Here is a 16,232-nt window from a genome sequence, read left to right as displayed (position 1 = left end):
GAATATTGATATGAGAGCTCTTGCAATCGCCGCCACCGGTATGGACGCCCAGCAGACCAATCTGGAAGTCATCGCCAACAACATCGCCAACATCAACACCACCGGCTACAAGCGCGCGCGTGCGGAGTTCACCGATCTGCTCTACCAGACGGAGCGCATGCAGGGCGTGCCGAACCGCGCCAATCAGGCGATCGTGCCGGAAGGCGCCAATATCGGTCTCGGCGTGCAGACGTCTGCCGTCCGCAACATTCACACCCAGGGCAACCTGATCGAGACCGGCAACAAACTCGACGTGGCGATTATCGGACAGGGCTGGTTCCAGATCGAAGCGGCTGATGGTTCGACGCTCTACAGCCGCGCCGGCGCCTTCAACAAGAATGCCGACGGCAATCTGGTGACGGTCGATGGCTACAATGTCATTCCCAACATCAACATCCCGACCGACGCGCAGGACATCACCGTTACCCGCACGGGTCAGGTGACGGCCCGTATCGGCAACGCCGCAGACTTCACCGAACTTGGCCAGCTGACCATCGCCAACTTCGCCAACGAAGCCGGTCTGAAGCCGCTCGGCGACAACCTCTTTGCCCAGACGCCGGCTTCCGGCGACGCGGTCATCGGCGTGCCCGACGATCCGAGCTACGGCTACATCAAGCAATCCTACCTTGAAGGCTCGAACGTCGATGCCGTCAAGGAAATCACCGACCTGATCACGGCGCAGCGCGCCTATGAGATGAATTCCAAGGTCATCACCACCGCTGACGAAATGGCATCGATTGTCAGCAAGAACCTGAAGTAAGAACGGAAAGGCAGGCGGACATGAGGTTTGGCCGAAAAAATAACAGCTGCAGAACGGCGCTCGTCCGTATGTGCCTGGCGTCTGCCTTTTCACTTGTTGCCATGGCGCCGGCTTTCGCCCAGGCGCCGATGGCGCTGGTTCCCACACGCACCATCTATCCGGGCGAAACCATCTCGTCCGACCAGGTGAAACCGGTGGAAGTGACCAATCCCAACATTTCCTCGGGCTACGCGACCGACATCAGCGAAGTTGAGGGCATGATCTCCAAGCAGACCCTGCTTCCCGGCCGCACGATCCCGGTCGCCGCCCTGCGCGAAGCGTCGCTGGTGGTGCGCGGTACCAGCGTCAAGCTCGTTTTCACCATCGGCAACATGACGCTGATGGCCTCGGGAACGCCGATGACCGACGGCTCGCTTGGTGAGGTGGTGCGTGTGCGCAACATCGATTCCGGCGTGATGGTCAGCGGCACGGTCATGAAGGACGGAACCATTCAGGTGATGGCGAAATGAGATTGCTTCGTATCCTGGCCGCGGCCATTCTGTTTTCGGCCCAGCCGTTCCTTCCCGTACCCGCAGCCCACGCCGATACATCCCGTATCAAGGATATCGCATCGCTGCAGGCCGGACGCGACAACCAGTTGATCGGATACGGTCTCGTCGTCGGCGTCCAGGGCACGGGCGACAGCCTGCGCTCCTCGCCATTCACCGAACAATCCATGCGCGCGATGCTGCAGAACCTCGGCATCACCACGCAGGGCGGCCAGTCGAATGCCAAGAACATCGCCGCCGTGATGGTGACGGCAAATCTGCCGCCCTTCGCCAGCCCCGGCAGCCGTGTGGACGTGACGGTCAGTTCGCTTGGCGACGCCTCTTCGCTTCGCGGCGGCACGCTGATCATGACCTCGCTTTCCGGCGCGGACGGGCAGATCTATGCGGTTGCGCAGGGAGCGCTGATCGTCAACGGCTTTTCGGCGCAGGGCGATGCCGCGACGCTGACGCAGGGCGTCACCACATCCGCGCGCGTGCCGAACGGCGCGATCATCGAGCGTGAATTGCCGTCCAAATTCAAGGATTCGGTCAATCTGGTCCTTCAGCTGCGCAATCCCGATTTCTCGACTGCGGTGCGTGTTGCGGACGTTGTCAACGCCTTTGCCCGCGCCCGCTACGGCGATGGTATCGCCGAGCCGCGCGATTCGCAGGAAATCGCGGTGCAGAAACCCCGCACCGCTGACCTCACCCGGCTGATGGCGGAAATCGAGAACCTGACGGTGGAGACGGATACGCCCGCCAAGGTCGTGATCAACGAACGCACCGGCACGATCGTCATCGGCGCGGATGTGCGCATCTCCCGCGTTGCCGTCAGCTATGGAACGCTGACCGTGCAGGTGACGGAATCGCCGCAGGTCATCCAGCCGGAACCCTTCTCGCGCGGCCAGACCGCCGTGCAGCCACAGACGGACATCATGGCGCTGCAGGAAGGCAGCAAGGTCGCCATTGTCGAAGGTCCTGATCTTCGCACGCTGGTTGCCGGTCTCAACAGCATCGGGCTCAAGGCGGATGGCATCATATCCATCCTGCAAGGCATCAAATCCGCCGGCGCCCTTCAGGCGGAGCTTGTGCTGCAATGATGGAACTTCTTAAAAACCAAGCCCTGCCGAATGGTCTTGTCCGGTTCGCAGCCGTTGCCTCCCTGCTTTTCCTGCTGCCGGCCGCCGGCGCCGAAAGCCAGCAGAACGTGGTGTCGGAACTGAGCACGCAGGATGAAATCCAGAAATTCTGCACCAACATCGCCGATGCCGCCCGCGACCAGCGGTATCTGATGCAGAAGCAGGAGCTTGAAAAGCTTCAGGCCGACGTCAACGAGCGCATCTCCGTGCTGGAAGACCGCAAGGCAGAATATGAGGACTGGCTGGCGCGCCGCGAACATTTCCTTGCCCAGGCGAAAGCCAATCTCGTCGATGTCTACAAGACGATGAAGCCGGACGCCGCCGCACCCCAGCTCGAGAAGATGCATGTGGAGATCGCGGCCGCCATCATCATGCAGCTGCCGCCGCGCCAATCCGGCCTCATCCTCAGCGAGATGGATGCGCAGAAAGCCGCCACCGTCGCCGGCATCATGTCGCAGGCAACCGACAAAAACACTTCGAAGGATCCTTCATGAGCACGCGTCGTCTTCCGGCCCTCCTCCTGCCGCTGGCTCTGCTGGCAGGCTGCCAGAACAACCAGACCCTGAAGGAAATCGGCAACGCACCCGCGATGAGCCCGATCGGCAGCGGCCTGCAATTCAGCCAGACGCCGCAGATGGGCATGTATCCCAAGCAGCCGAAACATATGGCGAGCGGCTATTCGCTGTGGAGCGACAGCCAGGGCGCATTGTTCAAGGATCTGCGCGCGCTGAATATCGGCGACATCCTGACCGTCAACATCCAGATCAACGACAAGGCCGATTTCGACAACGAGACCGAACGCAACCGCACCAATTCCAGCGGTCTGAACTGGAAGGCCAAGGCGGAAATCTTCGGCTGGACGCCGGAAGCGGACTCCAACATCAAATACGGATCCGACACCGACACCCAGGCCAAGGGCAAGACCAAGCGTTCTGAAAAGCTGACGCTGATGGTGGCTGCCGTGGTGACCGGCATTCTGGAAAACGGCAACCTCATCATCAGCGGTTCGCAGGAAGTGCGCGTCAACCACGAAATCCGCATCCTCAATGTCGGCGGTATCGTCAGGCCGCAGGATGTCGATGCGCAGAACATGATTTCCTATGAGCGTATCGCCGAAGCCCGCATCTCCTACGGCGGTCGTGGCCGCCTGACGGAAGTGCAGCAGCCCCCGGTCGGTCAGCAGGTCGTCGACCTGTTCTCGCCGCTCTGACGCCGGTTTGCGGGAGCGGGACTGACCATGGAAAACGAACAGGCTGAGAGCAAGAAAAAGTCCTCTCCGGTGGTCATGACCATCGCTGGCGTTGTGATCCTGACGCTGCTCGGTGCGGGCGGCGGCTGGCTGGTGGGCGGCATGATCGCCCCCAAGATCGCCGGCGCGGAAGCCGCAGCGCACGCGCCGGCCGCTTCGGCTGAAAAAGGCAAGGCCGCCGAGGGCATAGAGAAAATCTCCGCCGAAGCGAACGGCATCGTCCAGCTCGACCCCATCACCACCAACCTCGCCTACCCTTCGACCAACTGGGTGCGGCTGGAAGTGGCGCTGATGTTCAAGGGGCCGGTGGAAGTCGGGCTGGCGGAGGATATCCACCAGGATATCATGGCCTATGTGCGCACCGTTTCCCTTCAGCAGCTGGAAGGGCCGCGCGGCTTTCAATATCTTAAGGATGACATTCAGGAACGAGTTGACCTGCGCTCGCAAGGGCGCGTATCCAAGGTCATGTTCCGGACCTTTGTCATCGAATGATTCGATTTCTTGTAACCATCGCCGTCCTCCTCGCCTTGCCGGGCCTTGCCAGCGCCCAGCAATTTCCGTCCGATCTGTTCAATACGCAGATCGACGGATCCGTCGCGGCATGGATCATCCGCACCTTCGGCCTTCTGACAGTTCTCTCCGTCGCGCCGGGCATCCTGATCATGGTCACGAGCTTTCCTCGTTTCGTGATCGCCTTTTCGATCCTGCGCTCCGGCATGGGCCTTGCCTCGACGCCATCCAACATGATCCTGCTGTCGATGGCGATGTTCATGACCTTCTACGTCATGTCGCCCACCTTCGACAAAGCCTGGACGGACGGCGTGCAGCCGCTTTTGCAGAACCAGATCAACGAACAGCAGGCGATAGGGCGCATCGCCGAACCCTTCCGTACCTTCATGAACGCCAATACGCGTGACAAGGACCTGAAGCTGTTCGTCGATATCGCCCGTGAGCGCGGACAGGAAGTGATGACCGACAATGTCGTCGATTACCGCGTTCTCGTTCCGGCCTTCATGCTGTCGGAAATCCGCCGCGGTTTCGAGATCGGCTTCCTGATCATCCTGCCGTTTCTGGTCATCGACCTCATCGTCGCCACCATCACCATGGCCATGGGCATGATGATGCTGCCGCCCACCTCGATTTCCCTGCCGTTCAAGATCCTGTTTTTCGTGCTGATCGACGGCTGGAACCTGCTCGTCGGCAGCCTCGTCAGATCGTTCAACTGACGGCATTTGTGCCGAAATAAACTTCGTTAATCCTGTTTGTTAACCCCGCAGCCCCACGGCAGCGGGGTTTTCGCGTTTTAAGGCTTTGGTTACCAATTTTGCTAGGGCCCGGATAACTATAATTTTAAATTAAAAACTTACCATTTAAATACACTTTGCAGTAACCATAAGTATTTTCCAGTATTTCTTAATGCTCAAATTAATAATTACGCAATTTTTCGCTGCGAAATTCTCCCTACACACAGCGGGTTTGGTTTCAAGAGACAAGTAACTCTGAACCGAGTGGCATGAAGCCGAAACGTTGTGACCGGTAATACGAAGTCCGGAATGTCCCCAATTCCAGTATCTCGTAAAAACAAGGGACAATATATTATGGCAAGCATTCTCACCAACGCCTCCTCTATGGCTGCTCTCCAGACGCTGCGTTCTATCGGCAACAACATGGAGACCACACAGGGCCGTATTTCGTCGGGCCTCAAAGTAGGTTCCGCCTCCGACAACGCCGCTTACTGGTCCATCGCGACCACCATGCGTTCGGACGCTTCGGCGCTCTCTACCGTTTCCGACGCGCTCGGCATCGGCGCTGCCAAGGTCGACACGGCTTATTCCGGTATGGAAGCCACCATCAAGGTCGTCCAGGAAATCAAGGACAAGCTGATCCTTGCTCAGGACCCGACCGCCGACAAGAAGAAGATCCAGAAGGAAATTGGCCAGCTCCAGAAGCAGCTGACCTCCATCGCAGACTCCGCAACCTTCAACGGTGAAAACTGGCTGAAGACGAAGGCATCCAACGATGGCGCCGCATTTGCTGTCGGTACGGACGATGCCGCTATCGCCAACCTGAAAAAGCAGGTTGTCGCATCCTTCACCCGTGACTCCGCTGGCGCCGTCAAGGTTCAGCGCGTTGACATGCAGCTCAGCGGTTCGAACATCCTGTTCGACACCGGCGCTGTGACGGACGGCAAGGGCACGGGCATTCTCGACAAGGCAGCGATCGCAGACGGCGTAAAGCAGACTGTTTCGAACCTCGATATCTCGGACCTGTCGATCTACAAGGGCGCTGGCGCCACAATGCTCGGCACTGCCGCTGCAACCGACAACGACATCCTCGACAAGCTCATCAGCCACGTCGACAAGCAGCTTGAAACCCTCAACAGCGCTGCTGCCGATCTGGGTTCGGTGTCCAACCGCATCTCCATGCAGGAAGACTTCGTCTCCAAGCTGACCTCGACCATGGAAAAGGGTATCGGCCGTCTGGTTGACGCCGACATGAACGAAGAGTCCACCCGCCTCAAGGCTCTGCAGACGCAGCAGCAGCTGGCAATTCAGGCCCTGTCGATCGCCAACAGCGACTCGCAGAACATCCTGTCGCTCTTCCGTTAATCGGAACGAAAATTCTAAAAAAACGAGCCGCGCCCGAAAGGGCGCGGTTTTGCGTTCCGGGCATGGCATGCAAACCGCAAGGTTTCATTTACCATTCCTGCTTTCAAAGCATTTACCACGATTAGAGTGAAGGCCCGGGCGTCCGCTGAAATTAGGAAATTGGAAAGCACCGGCTGTCAGATTTTGCGCATGGACAAGCGGATAGCCGCTGGCCGGAATGACATAAAACACAAGATCGCAAGCGGTGGCTGACCGTCTTGTAATCGGGTGAAAATGGCAGACGCAACGGAGGCTGACCCGAGCGTATTGCCCCTCTATCAAAGCCGCATCCGGAAACGGGTGCGGCTTTATTATTTTTTTAAACATTTCCAGCTACGCGCGCGCACGCGCAAGGGTTGCAAAACAAACCGCCAGAATGTACTTTTTTAGAAAGCCATTAGGTCTTCATTAACTATATAAAGGTTAGCTAGAGCCATCGAAACGGTGAGCTAACCTTTAAAAATCAGCCGGTTAGCAGGCATGACGCTGTGCGCCGTTCCCGGTGAGACCGGAATGTCCCTTTTCTAATCAGCCATTCAAGGGGCAAATCTACTATGACGAGCATTCTTACTAACGTCGCAGCTATGTCTGCACTTCAGACCCTGCGCTCTATCGGCCAGAACATGGAAACGACGCAGGACCGCGTTTCCTCCGGCCAGCGCGTCGGCGAAGCTTCCGACAACGCCGCTTACTGGTCGATCGCGACCACGATGCGTTCCGACAACGGCGCACTTTCGGCCGTCCAGGACGCTCTCGGCCTCGGCGCTGCCAAGGTTGATACGGCTTATTCCGGTATGGAATCGTCCATCGACGTCGTCAAGGAAATCAAGAACAAGCTGGTTGCCGCCCGCGAACCCGGCGTCGACAAGTCCAAGATCCAGGAAGAAATCAAGCAGCTCCAGGATCAGCTGAAGTCGATCTCCAGCTCCTCTTCCTTCTCCGGTGAAAACTGGCTGCAGGCCACCGTCAGCAACGGCGCTGGCGAACTGAAGAACGTCACCAAGCAGATCGTGGGCTCCTTCATCCGCGACGCCGCCGGTAACGTATCCGTAAAGACCGTTAATGTTGACCTGAGCCGTAACACGGTCCTGTTCGACACGTCTTCGGGCGCTGCAAAGGACAAGCAGGGCGTCCTCGACTCCTACGCTTATTTTTCTTCCACGGGCAGCTACAAGCTGTTCGAAATCACCAATGACTCGGACGGCGTAGGCGCCGCTCAGCCGGTGACCAAGGTTGCTGCAGCCAAGGTTTACACTGAAGCTCAGCTTAAGGGCCTGAAGGAAGCAACAGCCGGCACCGCCGTCACCTTCACCACCGCCGCTGCAACGGGTATCGTCACGATCGCTAATGCCGATACGACCACTCCGAACGTCAACGGCACCTACTTCAATCTTGGCAACGACCAGTACGTGAAAATCAACACGACTGCGCCGACTGCGCCGGCAACCAAGACCAACATTGCCGTTGGCCTCGACGGCACCACCAAGATCTACCTCGAAGAAGGCGCTGACGCCCAGCTTGCAACGCAGCTCACCTACTCGCTGACGTCTCTGGACATCACCAAGGATCTGACCGGCACGTTCAAGAACAGCGACGGCTCGGCAGTCTCGGAAAACCAGTACCTCGACGCGATGGTATCCTTCGTCGACAAGCAGCTCCAGAGCATGACGTCCGCTGCCGCCGACCTCGGCTCGGTCAAGATGCGCATCGAACTGCAGGAAAACTTCGTCAACAAGCTGACCGACTCGCTCGACAAGGGCATCGGTCGCCTGGTCGACGCTGAAATGAACGAAGAATCCACGATGCTGAAGGCTCTTCAGACCCAACAGCAGCTGGCTGTTCAGGCCCTGTCGATCGCCAACAACGACTCGCAGAGCATTCTCTCGCTCTTCCGTTAATCACGGGCAACATCATCAAAAACGGAAAGCCGCGCCTCGAGCGCGGCTTTTTTCATTATGGTTAAGAAAAATTATCGTTCCTTAATTTTTCCCTTTTTTGATTTAGGCTTTGTTAACCATTCGCCGCCTAAAACCTAGTCATCGAAACGATTGGTTAACCAAGACGAAAAAGAGGTTAACAGGCATCAAGCCGCTCGATCGTTCCCGGCGGCAATCCGGAATGTCCCTTTTCATTTCAGCCAATCAAGGGGCAAATAATTATGACCAGCATTTTGACAAACGTCGCGGCAATGGCCGCCCTTCAGACCCTTCGCGCCATCGGCAGCAACATGGAAGAAACGCAGTCGCGTGTCTCCTCCGGCCTGCGCGTCAAGACCGCATCCGACAACGCCGCCTACTGGTCGATCGCGACCACCATGCGTTCCGATAATGGCGCTCTTTCCGCCGTGCAGGACGCCCTCGGCCTCGGCGCCGCAAAGGTCGATACCGCCTATTCCGCCATGGAAACCACCGTCGATGTCGTCAAGGAAATCAGCAAGAAGCTGGTTGCAGCCCGCGAAGCAGGTGTCGACAAGGCAAAGATCCAGGAAGAAATCCGCCAGCTTCAGGACCAGCTCAAGAGCATCGGCGAATCCGCCTCCTTCTCCGGCGAAAACTGGCTGAAGGGCAAGATCAGCGACGCTTCGGGCAACCTGACGCCGGTCACCAAACAGATCGTCGGTTCCTTCGTTCGTGATGGTGCAGGTAACGTCGCCGTCAAGACCATCAACATTCAGGTTGATAACAAGACCGCGCTTTTCGATACGTCAACCGGCGCGACGAAAAACGGCATTCTCGACAGCGCTGCCTATTACTCCGACACCGGTGTTCTGCGTGATTTCGAAATCACCACGACGACGCCCGCAGGTGTTGCGACAACCACGCCTTCTACCGCAAAAGTGTTTACCGAAGCTCAGCTTCTTGGTTTCCCGTCGGGTACGACAACCACGGTTTCGGCTGCGGACGCAACAACCGGCCTCGTAACCGTTGCCGCGGCAACAACCGCAAGAAACAACGGCACCTATTTCAAGATCGGTGAAAACGCAGCTGGCGAAGCCCTCTATGTGAAGGCCAACAATACGGCACCGACGCCCGCTGGCACCACTGTGACGGCGATCGGCACCGGTGGCTCCTCCAACAACAATATCTATCTCGAAACCGCTGCGGCAACGTCGCAGATGGCGCAGAAGCTTGATTACTCGCTGATCGATCTGGACATCACCAAGGACCTCAGCGGGCTGACGGATGCCAAAGGCCAGCCGCTGACCGACAATGACGGTCTCGACAACATGATCCAGTTCGTCAACACGCAGCTGGAATCGCTTATCAGCGCAAGCGCCGATCTTGGTTCAATCAAGATGCGTCTCGATCTGCAGGAAGACTTCGTCTCGAAGCTGACCGACTCCATCGACAAGGGCATCGGCCGCTTGGTTGACGCCGACATGAACGAAGAGTCCACGAAGCTCAAGGCTCTCCAGACGCAGCAGCAGCTGGCGATCCAGTCGCTTTCCATCGCCAATACCAGCTCCGAAAATATCCTGTCGCTATTCCGCCAGTAAGCGGCGCCCGTTGGCTACGGGCGGTTTCGTCCCGCTCTGGCAGCAACAGAATATTCGGATATGGAAACCGCGCTTCGCAAGAGGCGCGGTTTTCCCGTTCGTCTGGATTTCTGTTCTCCAAGGCTTACACGGAGTGCTTGGGAAAGCGCGCAAGCAGCGCGCGGCAGACTAATGCCGGCGGCTCGGCTAGGCGCGTAATTTTTTGAATTTATGGGAGAAATGGTGCTGCTAGAGAGATTTGAACTCTCGGCCTCTCCCTTACCAAGGGAGTGCTCTACCCCTGAGCTATAGCAGCATCCGGTGCCGAAGCGTGTGCTTCAGCATCAAGCGTGGCGGCCTATTGCCATAGGTTTTTGATGAGCGCAAGTCGCAAAACGATATTCTTCATCAAGCGGGGCAAAAAAGCGTTCCCCCTGTTGAAAAATGCATTTTTCGGATATTGCTGAATTTATGAACGAACATCATGACAAACAGGCGAATGCAGCGATTTGCGCGAACGACGCCGCAGAACCGTCCGCCGTGACGGCAACCGGTGCCCAGCAGGCTGGCCCGGGCGAGAAGGCACGGCAGCGCGAGGCGGAGCGCAAGGCGCGGGCGGCGAAGAAGCTTCGTGAAAACCTTCTCAAGCGCAAACAGCAGGTTCGTGCGCGTCGCGCCGGCGATGAGGACCAGACGATTGGTCTGCCTGCCGCAAAAACGGACGAATCATCCTCATAGAGAATTCATCAGCATAAATTGAAACGCCGCGGAAATTCGTCTAAGGACGCGCCTTTCCGCAAGGCATGATAAGAAAGGCGGGCGCAGGCCCGTAGGGACGCATGGATCGCATCAGAATTACGGGTGGCAACAAGCTTAACGGCATCATTCCCATCTCCGGCGCAAAAAACGCCGCCTTGCCGTTGATGATCGCATCGCTTCTGACCAGCGACACGCTGACGCTCGAAAACGTGCCGCATCTGGCCGATGTTGAACAGCTCATCCGTATTCTCGGCAATCACGGCGTCGATATTTCCGTCAATGGTCGCCGCGAAAGCCAGGGCGAAGCCTATTCCCGCACCGTCCATTTCACCTGCCGCACCGTGGTTGATACAACGGCACCCTATGAGCTGGTTTCCAAGATGCGCGCCAGCTTCTGGGTCATCGGCCCGCTTCTGGCCCGTGAAGGCCGCGCCCGCGTTTCCCTGCCAGGCGGCTGCGCCATCGGCACGCGCCCGGTTGATCTGTTTATCGAGGGCCTCGAGGCGCTCGGCGCGACGATGGAAATCGACGGCGGCTACATCAACGCCACAGCCCCCAAGGGCGGCCTGATCGGCGCGGTTTATACCTTCCCGAAAGTCTCCGTCGGCGCAACGCACGTGATGCTGATGGCAGCGAGCCTTGCCCGCGGCACCACCGTCATTCACAACGCCGCCCGCGAGCCGGAAGTCGTCGATCTGGCGCAGTGCCTCACCGCAATGGGCGCGAAGATCGAAGGTGCGGGTACCTCCACCATAACCATCGAGGGCGTCACCTCGCTCTCCGGCGCGCGCCACCGGGTTCTGCCTGATCGTATCGAGACCGGCACCTATGCCATGGCGGTTGCCATGGCCGGCGGCGACGTGGTGCTGGAAGGCACGCGCGCATCGCTGCTCGACAATGCGCTCGATACGCTGCGGCTCGCGGGTGCGACGATCAGCGAGACCGAAACCGGTCTGCGCGTCGTGCGCAACGGCAACGGCATCCAGCCGGTCGATGTTGTCACCGAGCCCTTCCCCGGCTTCCCCACCGATCTGCAGGCGCAGTTCATGGCGCTGATGACCCGCTCGCAGGGTGTTTCCCACATCACCGAGACCATTTTCGAAAACCGCTTCATGCATGTGCAGGAACTGGCCCGCCTCGGCGCGAAGATTTCGCTTTCCGGCCAGATGGCCCGCATCGAGGGCGTCTCCCGCCTGAAGGGTGCGCCCGTGATGGCGACCGATCTGCGCGCCTCGGTATCGCTGGTCATTGCCGGTCTGGTGGCGGAAGGCGAGACCATGGTTTCGCGCGTCTACCATCTCGATCGCGGTTTCGAACGTCTTGAAGAAAAGCTCACCCGCTGCGGCGCACTGGTCGAACGCGTCAGCGATTGATCCTTTCATTGCCGCTCATCCGGCTCCTACCCGTTGCAGAGCGGGCCTCGACTGCCTATTTCCAGTACAAGAAATAGACATTGCGGCCCGTGGCCCGCGGAAAAGGAAGAAAAAGATGAGCGGCCTGAAATTGCTCGCGCTGGATACTGAAGATCTCTCCGTCATCTCGACGCATATGCAGGACAGCGTCTTTAAACTGAAAGACGTTGCCTTCGAGCCGAAGCATGGCCAGTTCACGCTTTCCGCCAATCGTTTCGTATGGGAAAGCGCCGACAAGAAGAACCTGCCACCGGAGCGCTGCCGCAGCGTCGTTTTCCTCAAGCGGGTCTCCGCCGTGCGCTCATATGGCATCAACCGCACCGATAAGGAGCAGGTCCTGTCGCTTCTCGCCATCCGCTTCGTGCAGAATGGCGAAGGACCCGATGGAGCCGTTGAGCTGACGCTTTCGGGCGGCGGCGCCATAGCGCTCGACGTCGAATGCATCGAGGCGCAGCTGACCGATGTGAGCGGCGCCTGGGAAACCGCCGCCAAACCGCATCATCCCGATAGCGAATAAGCGCTTCACGCGTCGCAACGGTTGCGTTTCGTGACCGTTTCGATTTATGCCACATACCAGAGCCGCGATTATTGCGCGGCGAGTTCGTGAACCTCGCGGCATCGTCCGCGGGGACAATGAAAGGGTAATGGCGTGGCAATCTGGCTGGAGCAGGCATCGGCTGATTTCGAACAGAAATTCGCAGCCTTCCTGACGACCAAGAGGGAAGTTTCCGAAGACGTCAATGCGACGGTTCGTGACATCATCAACGATGTCCGCCAGCGTGGCGATGCGGCCCTTGCCCATTATTCCCAGAAATTCGACGGCATCGATTTTACCAAGGTTTCGATGCGGGTAACGGCGGATGAAATCGATGCCGCCTATTCAGCGGTCGACAAAAGCGTCATCGAAGCCCTCGAACTCGCGGCCCGGCGCATTGAAAAACACCATGCGCGGCAGATGCCGAAGGACGACATCTACGAAGACGATATTGGCGTGGGGCTCGGCTCGCGCTGGACGGCCATCGAGGCTGTCGGCCTTTATGTGCCTGGCGGCACCGCCAGCTATCCCAGCTCGGTGCTGATGAATGCCGTACCGGCAAAGGTCGCCGGCGTGGAGCGCATCGTCATGGTCGTGCCCGCCAATGGCGGCGTGATAAACCCCGCGGTTCTTGCTGCGGCGCGTATTGCCGGCGTTGTGGAGATCTATCGCATCGGTGGCGCGCAGGCTGTCGCAGCCCTTGCCTATGGCACGGAAACCATCGCACCGGTCGCCAAGATCGTCGGCCCCGGCAACGCCTATGTGGCAGCTGCGAAACGCCAGGTCTTCGGCACGGTCGGCATCGATATGATCGCCGGTCCCTCCGAGGTGCTTGTTATTGCCGACAGGGACAATGATCCGGACTGGCTGGCCGCCGATCTGCTGGCGCAGGCGGAGCATGATCGTGGTGCACAATCGATTCTCATCACCGACAATGCCGAACTCGGCAAGGCGGTGGAGGCAGCCGTCGAGCGGCAGTTGAAGCGCCTGTCGCGCGCCGAGACGGCAGCGGCGAGCTGGGCCGATTTCGGCGCGGTCATTCTGGTTGAGAAGCTCACCGACGCCATTCCGCTGGCCAACCGCATCGCCGCCGAACATCTGGAACTTGCCGTCGATGACCCCGACGCGCTGATGGCCCACATCCGCAATGCCGGTGCCATCTTCGTCGGACGCCATACGCCTGAGGTGATTGGCGATTATGTCGGCGGCTCCAACCATGTTCTGCCGACCGCGCGCTCGGCACGCTTCTCCTCCGGGCTTTCGGTGCTTGATTTCGTCAAGCGCACCTCTATCCTGCGCCTTGGGCCAGAGCAGTTGCGCCAGCTTGCGCCGGCAGCGATCACCCTTGCCCGTTCGGAAGGGCTGGACGCGCATGCGCGCTCGGTCTCCATTCGCCTCAATCCGGAAAGTTAAGCGATGGCTTCAGGCGATTTCCGGCTCTGCGACGTGGTTCTGGACGATAGTATCGGCCGGTCCACGCCTGATGTGGAGCACGAACGCGCCGTCGCCATTTTCGACCTGATCGAAGAAAATACCTTTGAGCCAGCGGGCCACGAAGGCGGGCCATACCGGCTGCATATTTCGCTGGTCGATGCCAAGCTGGTTTTCGCGATAAAGACCGAAGACGAAAAAGACGTTTCGACCCATATTCTATCGCTGACGCCGTTCCGCCGCATCATCAAGGATTATTTCCTGATCTGCGAAAGCTATTATGAGGCGATCCGCTCCTCTACACCCAGTCAGATCGAGGCGATCGACATGGGCCGGCGCGGCATTCACAATGACGGCTCGCAGACCCTGATGGATCGGCTTTCCGGCAAGATCAAGGTGGATTTCGACACGGCGCGCCGCCTCTTCACCCTTGTCTGCGTGCTTTATTGGCGGGGTTAGAGATGAGCGATCCTGCCGCAGCGCCAAACGAGGGACGAGCGCCCAAATCGGTCCTCTTCATGTGCGGTATGAACTCCATCCGTTCCCCCATGGCGGAAGTCATCGCCAAACGGCTGGTGGCGCCTGGCATTTACATCCAGTCGGCTGGCGTGCGGGCTGGCGAGCGCGATCCCTTCGTGGATGCAGTGCTGGAGGAACAGGGATTTTCGCTCGGCAAACACAAGCCGCGCACGCTGGACGAGATCGAGGATGATTTTTTCGATCTGATCATTACATTGACCCCAGAGGCCCATCACGCCGCGTTGGAACTGACCCGCTCGAATTCGCTCGATGTGGTCTATTGGCCGACCATGGATCCGACGGTGATCACGGGCACGCGCGAACAGATTCTCGACGCCTATCGCGAAGTGCGGGACCATCTGTCGAAACTGATTTCGGAACGCCTGCCGGGGCGGCAGCAGCCGGTGGCGGATACGCTGTCAAAAGACTGAAAACTGACCTCGCCTCATGAAAATCGGTACTGATTTTCAAGCCGATGCTTTAGAGGTTCACAAATGTGCCGGGATTGTGTAGTTTCCGCGCAATTTTCCCGGACAGGACATGTCCGGCACTATCAACAGGAAGAAAACCCTTACATGACAAAAGAAGAAGTCCTTGAATTCCCGGGCATCGTAACCGAATTGCTGCCGAACGCAACATTCCGCGTGAAGCTTGAGAACGAACACGAAATCATCGCCCACACCGCGGGCCGCATGCGCAAGAACCGTATCCGCGTTCTGGCGGGCGACAAGGTGCTGGTTGAAATGACGCCTTACGACCTGACCAAGGGCCGCATCACCTACCGCTTCAAGTAATCCGTTCGGCATCGGACGCCCGGGCAGCGCAATGACAAACACAAAACAAAAGCTCGTTCTGGCATCCGGCTCACCGCGGCGTCTGGAACTGTTGCATCAGATCGGCATCGAGCCGGCACGCCTGATGCCGATGGATATCGACGAGACGCCTGCGAAGCTCGAGCATCCGCGCACGCTGTGTCGTCGTCTGTCGCTGCAGAAGGCCGAAGCGGCGCATGCCGCGCTCAAGAGCGAGCAGACGTGGAAAGATGCCTATGTTCTCGGCTCCGACACCGTCGTGGCCGTGGGCCGTCGCATCGTCGGCAAGGCGGAATATACCGAAGACGCCTCGGCGGCGCTGCATCTTCTCTCGGGACGCAGCCATTGGGTCTATACCGGCATCTGCCTTGTAATACCCGGCGGCAAGATCCGACAGAAGGTGGTGGAAACCAAGGTGCGCTTCAAACGGCTCTCGACGCGAGAAATCGATGCCTACATCGCCTCCGGCCAGTGGCGCGGTAAAGCGGGCGCCTATGGCATTCAGGGCATTGCTGGCGCATTCGTGCAGAAACTGACAGGTTCCTACACCAACGTCGTCGGCCTGCCGCTTTACGAGACCATGTCGCTTTTGTCCGGTGAAGGATTTGAGGTGACGTCGGGCTGGCTCGAGGGATAGACCATGGTAAAACCCTCCACTGAAAGCGCCGGAAATGTCACGCCGCTGCGTAAATCCCAGCCATGCCCGGAATGTGGGCGGCCCTCGACGCGCGACGACTATCCGTTCTGTTCGGATCGCTGCCGCTCGCTCGATCTCGCCCGCTGGCTGAATGGCTCTTACGCCATTCCGGTCGCGGACGATGAAAGCAGCGCCGGCGGGCAGGACACGGGTAAAAATACATCCGAATAGCACCATGCGCCGCCGGAGATTTCGGCGGTGGATTGCATATATTATTTTTTGAGCTTCCG

Annotated in this window: 18 protein-coding genes, 1 tRNA gene and 1 pseudogene; 19 read left to right on the top strand and 1 reads right to left on the bottom strand. The window is 58.7% G+C overall.

Annotated elements, in window-relative coordinates; translation table 11 throughout:
• Nucleotides 1-10 precede the first annotated feature (10 nt).
• The 10 genes and pseudogenes from flgG (at nucleotide 11) to CFBP6623_RS01060 (ending at nucleotide 9,858) form a co-directional block, all read left to right on the top strand.
• Nucleotides 11-799 carry a flagellar basal-body rod protein FlgG gene (flgG, locus tag CFBP6623_RS01110; protein WP_003503427.1) on the top strand — a complete coding sequence of 263 codons (789 nt, stop codon included), beginning with the start codon at nucleotides 11-13 and terminating at the stop codon, nucleotides 797-799.
• Nucleotides 800-819: 20 nt separating this feature from the next.
• On the top strand, nucleotides 820-1,308 hold the full coding sequence (gene flgA / locus CFBP6623_RS01105) for a flagellar basal body P-ring formation chaperone FlgA (protein WP_080842295.1): 489 nt from the start codon (nucleotides 820-822) through the stop codon (nucleotides 1,306-1,308).
• Nucleotides 1,309-1,370: 62 nt separating this feature from the next.
• A pseudogene (locus CFBP6623_RS01100) lies at nucleotides 1,371-2,426 on the top strand (flagellar basal body P-ring protein FlgI); the annotation flags it as partial.
• Nucleotides 2,423-2,959: a MotE family protein gene (locus CFBP6623_RS01095; RefSeq protein ID WP_046800577.1), complete on the top strand. Its 537-nt coding sequence runs from the start codon at nucleotides 2,423-2,425 to the stop codon at nucleotides 2,957-2,959. The pseudogene CFBP6623_RS01100 and the gene CFBP6623_RS01095, both read left to right, overlap by 4 nt.
• Nucleotides 2,956-3,675 carry a flagellar basal body L-ring protein FlgH gene (gene flgH / locus CFBP6623_RS01090; protein WP_046800576.1) on the top strand — a complete coding sequence of 240 codons (720 nt, stop codon included), beginning with the start codon at nucleotides 2,956-2,958 and terminating at the stop codon, nucleotides 3,673-3,675. The genes CFBP6623_RS01095 and flgH overlap by 4 nt, the downstream gene beginning before the upstream one ends.
• A 27-nt stretch (nucleotides 3,676-3,702) precedes the next feature.
• Nucleotides 3,703-4,206, top strand: a complete 504-nt coding sequence (locus CFBP6623_RS01085) for a flagellar basal body-associated FliL family protein (RefSeq protein ID WP_046800575.1) — start codon at nucleotides 3,703-3,705, stop codon at nucleotides 4,204-4,206.
• Entirely contained in the window at nucleotides 4,203-4,940 is a 738-nt protein-coding gene (gene fliP, locus CFBP6623_RS01080; RefSeq protein WP_046800574.1) for a flagellar type III secretion system pore protein FliP, read from the top strand. The genes CFBP6623_RS01085 and fliP overlap by 4 nt, the downstream gene beginning before the upstream one ends.
• A gap of 372 nt (nucleotides 4,941-5,312) precedes the next feature.
• Nucleotides 5,313-6,323 carry a flagellin gene (locus tag CFBP6623_RS01075; RefSeq protein ID WP_046800573.1) on the top strand — a complete coding sequence of 337 codons (1,011 nt, stop codon included), beginning with the start codon at nucleotides 5,313-5,315 and terminating at the stop codon, nucleotides 6,321-6,323.
• A gap of 593 nt (nucleotides 6,324-6,916) precedes the next feature.
• The gene (locus CFBP6623_RS01065; protein ID WP_046800572.1) at nucleotides 6,917-8,260 is read left to right on the top strand and encodes a flagellin; all 1,344 of its coding nucleotides are present in this window, start codon (nucleotides 6,917-6,919) and stop codon (nucleotides 8,258-8,260) included.
• A gap of 260 nt (nucleotides 8,261-8,520) precedes the next feature.
• On the top strand, nucleotides 8,521-9,858 hold the full coding sequence (locus CFBP6623_RS01060; RefSeq protein ID WP_046800571.1) for a flagellin: 1,338 nt from the start codon (nucleotides 8,521-8,523) through the stop codon (nucleotides 9,856-9,858).
• 220 nt (nucleotides 9,859-10,078) lie between these two features.
• On the opposite strand, the gene CFBP6623_RS01055 is transcribed toward CFBP6623_RS01060, so the two are convergent.
• Nucleotides 10,079-10,153: transfer RNA gene (locus CFBP6623_RS01055), tRNA-Thr, on the bottom strand.
• Nucleotides 10,154-10,308: 155 nt separating this feature from the next.
• Between CFBP6623_RS01055 and CFBP6623_RS01050 the strand changes: the two genes are divergently transcribed.
• The 9 genes from CFBP6623_RS01050 to yacG all read left to right on the top strand — a co-directional run bounded on the left by CFBP6623_RS01050 (nucleotide 10,309) and on the right by yacG (nucleotide 16,173).
• Nucleotides 10,309-10,575, top strand: a complete 267-nt coding sequence (locus CFBP6623_RS01050; protein ID WP_046800732.1) for a hypothetical protein — start codon at nucleotides 10,309-10,311, stop codon at nucleotides 10,573-10,575.
• 101 nt (nucleotides 10,576-10,676) lie between these two features.
• A complete protein-coding gene (murA, locus tag CFBP6623_RS01045; protein ID WP_046800570.1) occupies nucleotides 10,677-11,969 on the top strand; it encodes a UDP-N-acetylglucosamine 1-carboxyvinyltransferase in 1,293 nt (430 codons plus the stop codon).
• A gap of 115 nt (nucleotides 11,970-12,084) precedes the next feature.
• Complete coding sequence (locus CFBP6623_RS01040) at nucleotides 12,085-12,525, top strand: DUF2948 family protein (protein ID WP_046800569.1); 441 nt, start codon at nucleotides 12,085-12,087, stop codon at nucleotides 12,523-12,525.
• A gap of 132 nt (nucleotides 12,526-12,657) precedes the next feature.
• On the top strand, nucleotides 12,658-13,956 hold the full coding sequence (gene hisD, locus CFBP6623_RS01035; protein WP_046800568.1) for a histidinol dehydrogenase: 1,299 nt from the start codon (nucleotides 12,658-12,660) through the stop codon (nucleotides 13,954-13,956).
• Nucleotides 13,957-13,959: 3 nt separating this feature from the next.
• Complete coding sequence (locus tag CFBP6623_RS01030; protein ID WP_046800567.1) at nucleotides 13,960-14,433, top strand: UPF0262 family protein; 474 nt, start codon at nucleotides 13,960-13,962, stop codon at nucleotides 14,431-14,433.
• 2 nt (nucleotides 14,434-14,435) lie between these two features.
• On the top strand, nucleotides 14,436-14,924 hold the full coding sequence (locus CFBP6623_RS01025) for a low molecular weight phosphatase family protein (RefSeq protein WP_046800566.1): 489 nt from the start codon (nucleotides 14,436-14,438) through the stop codon (nucleotides 14,922-14,924).
• A 144-nt stretch (nucleotides 14,925-15,068) separates the two neighbouring features.
• Complete coding sequence (infA, locus tag CFBP6623_RS01020; protein ID WP_004432473.1) at nucleotides 15,069-15,287, top strand: translation initiation factor IF-1; 219 nt, start codon at nucleotides 15,069-15,071, stop codon at nucleotides 15,285-15,287.
• Nucleotides 15,288-15,318: 31 nt separating this feature from the next.
• The gene (locus CFBP6623_RS01015) at nucleotides 15,319-15,942 is read left to right on the top strand and encodes a Maf-like protein (RefSeq protein WP_046800565.1); all 624 of its coding nucleotides are present in this window, start codon (nucleotides 15,319-15,321) and stop codon (nucleotides 15,940-15,942) included.
• A 3-nt stretch (nucleotides 15,943-15,945) separates the two neighbouring features.
• Entirely contained in the window at nucleotides 15,946-16,173 is a 228-nt protein-coding gene (gene yacG / locus CFBP6623_RS01010) for a DNA gyrase inhibitor YacG (protein WP_046800564.1), read from the top strand.
• Nucleotides 16,174-16,232 lie beyond the last annotated feature (59 nt).

It is taken from the genome of Agrobacterium tumefaciens (assembly GCF_005221385.1).
Classification (GTDB): Bacteria; Pseudomonadota; Alphaproteobacteria; order Rhizobiales; family Rhizobiaceae; genus Agrobacterium; species Agrobacterium tomkonis.
The sequence above is the reverse complement of the archived record's forward strand: the minus strand, read 5'-3'. Positions and strand labels throughout refer to the sequence as shown.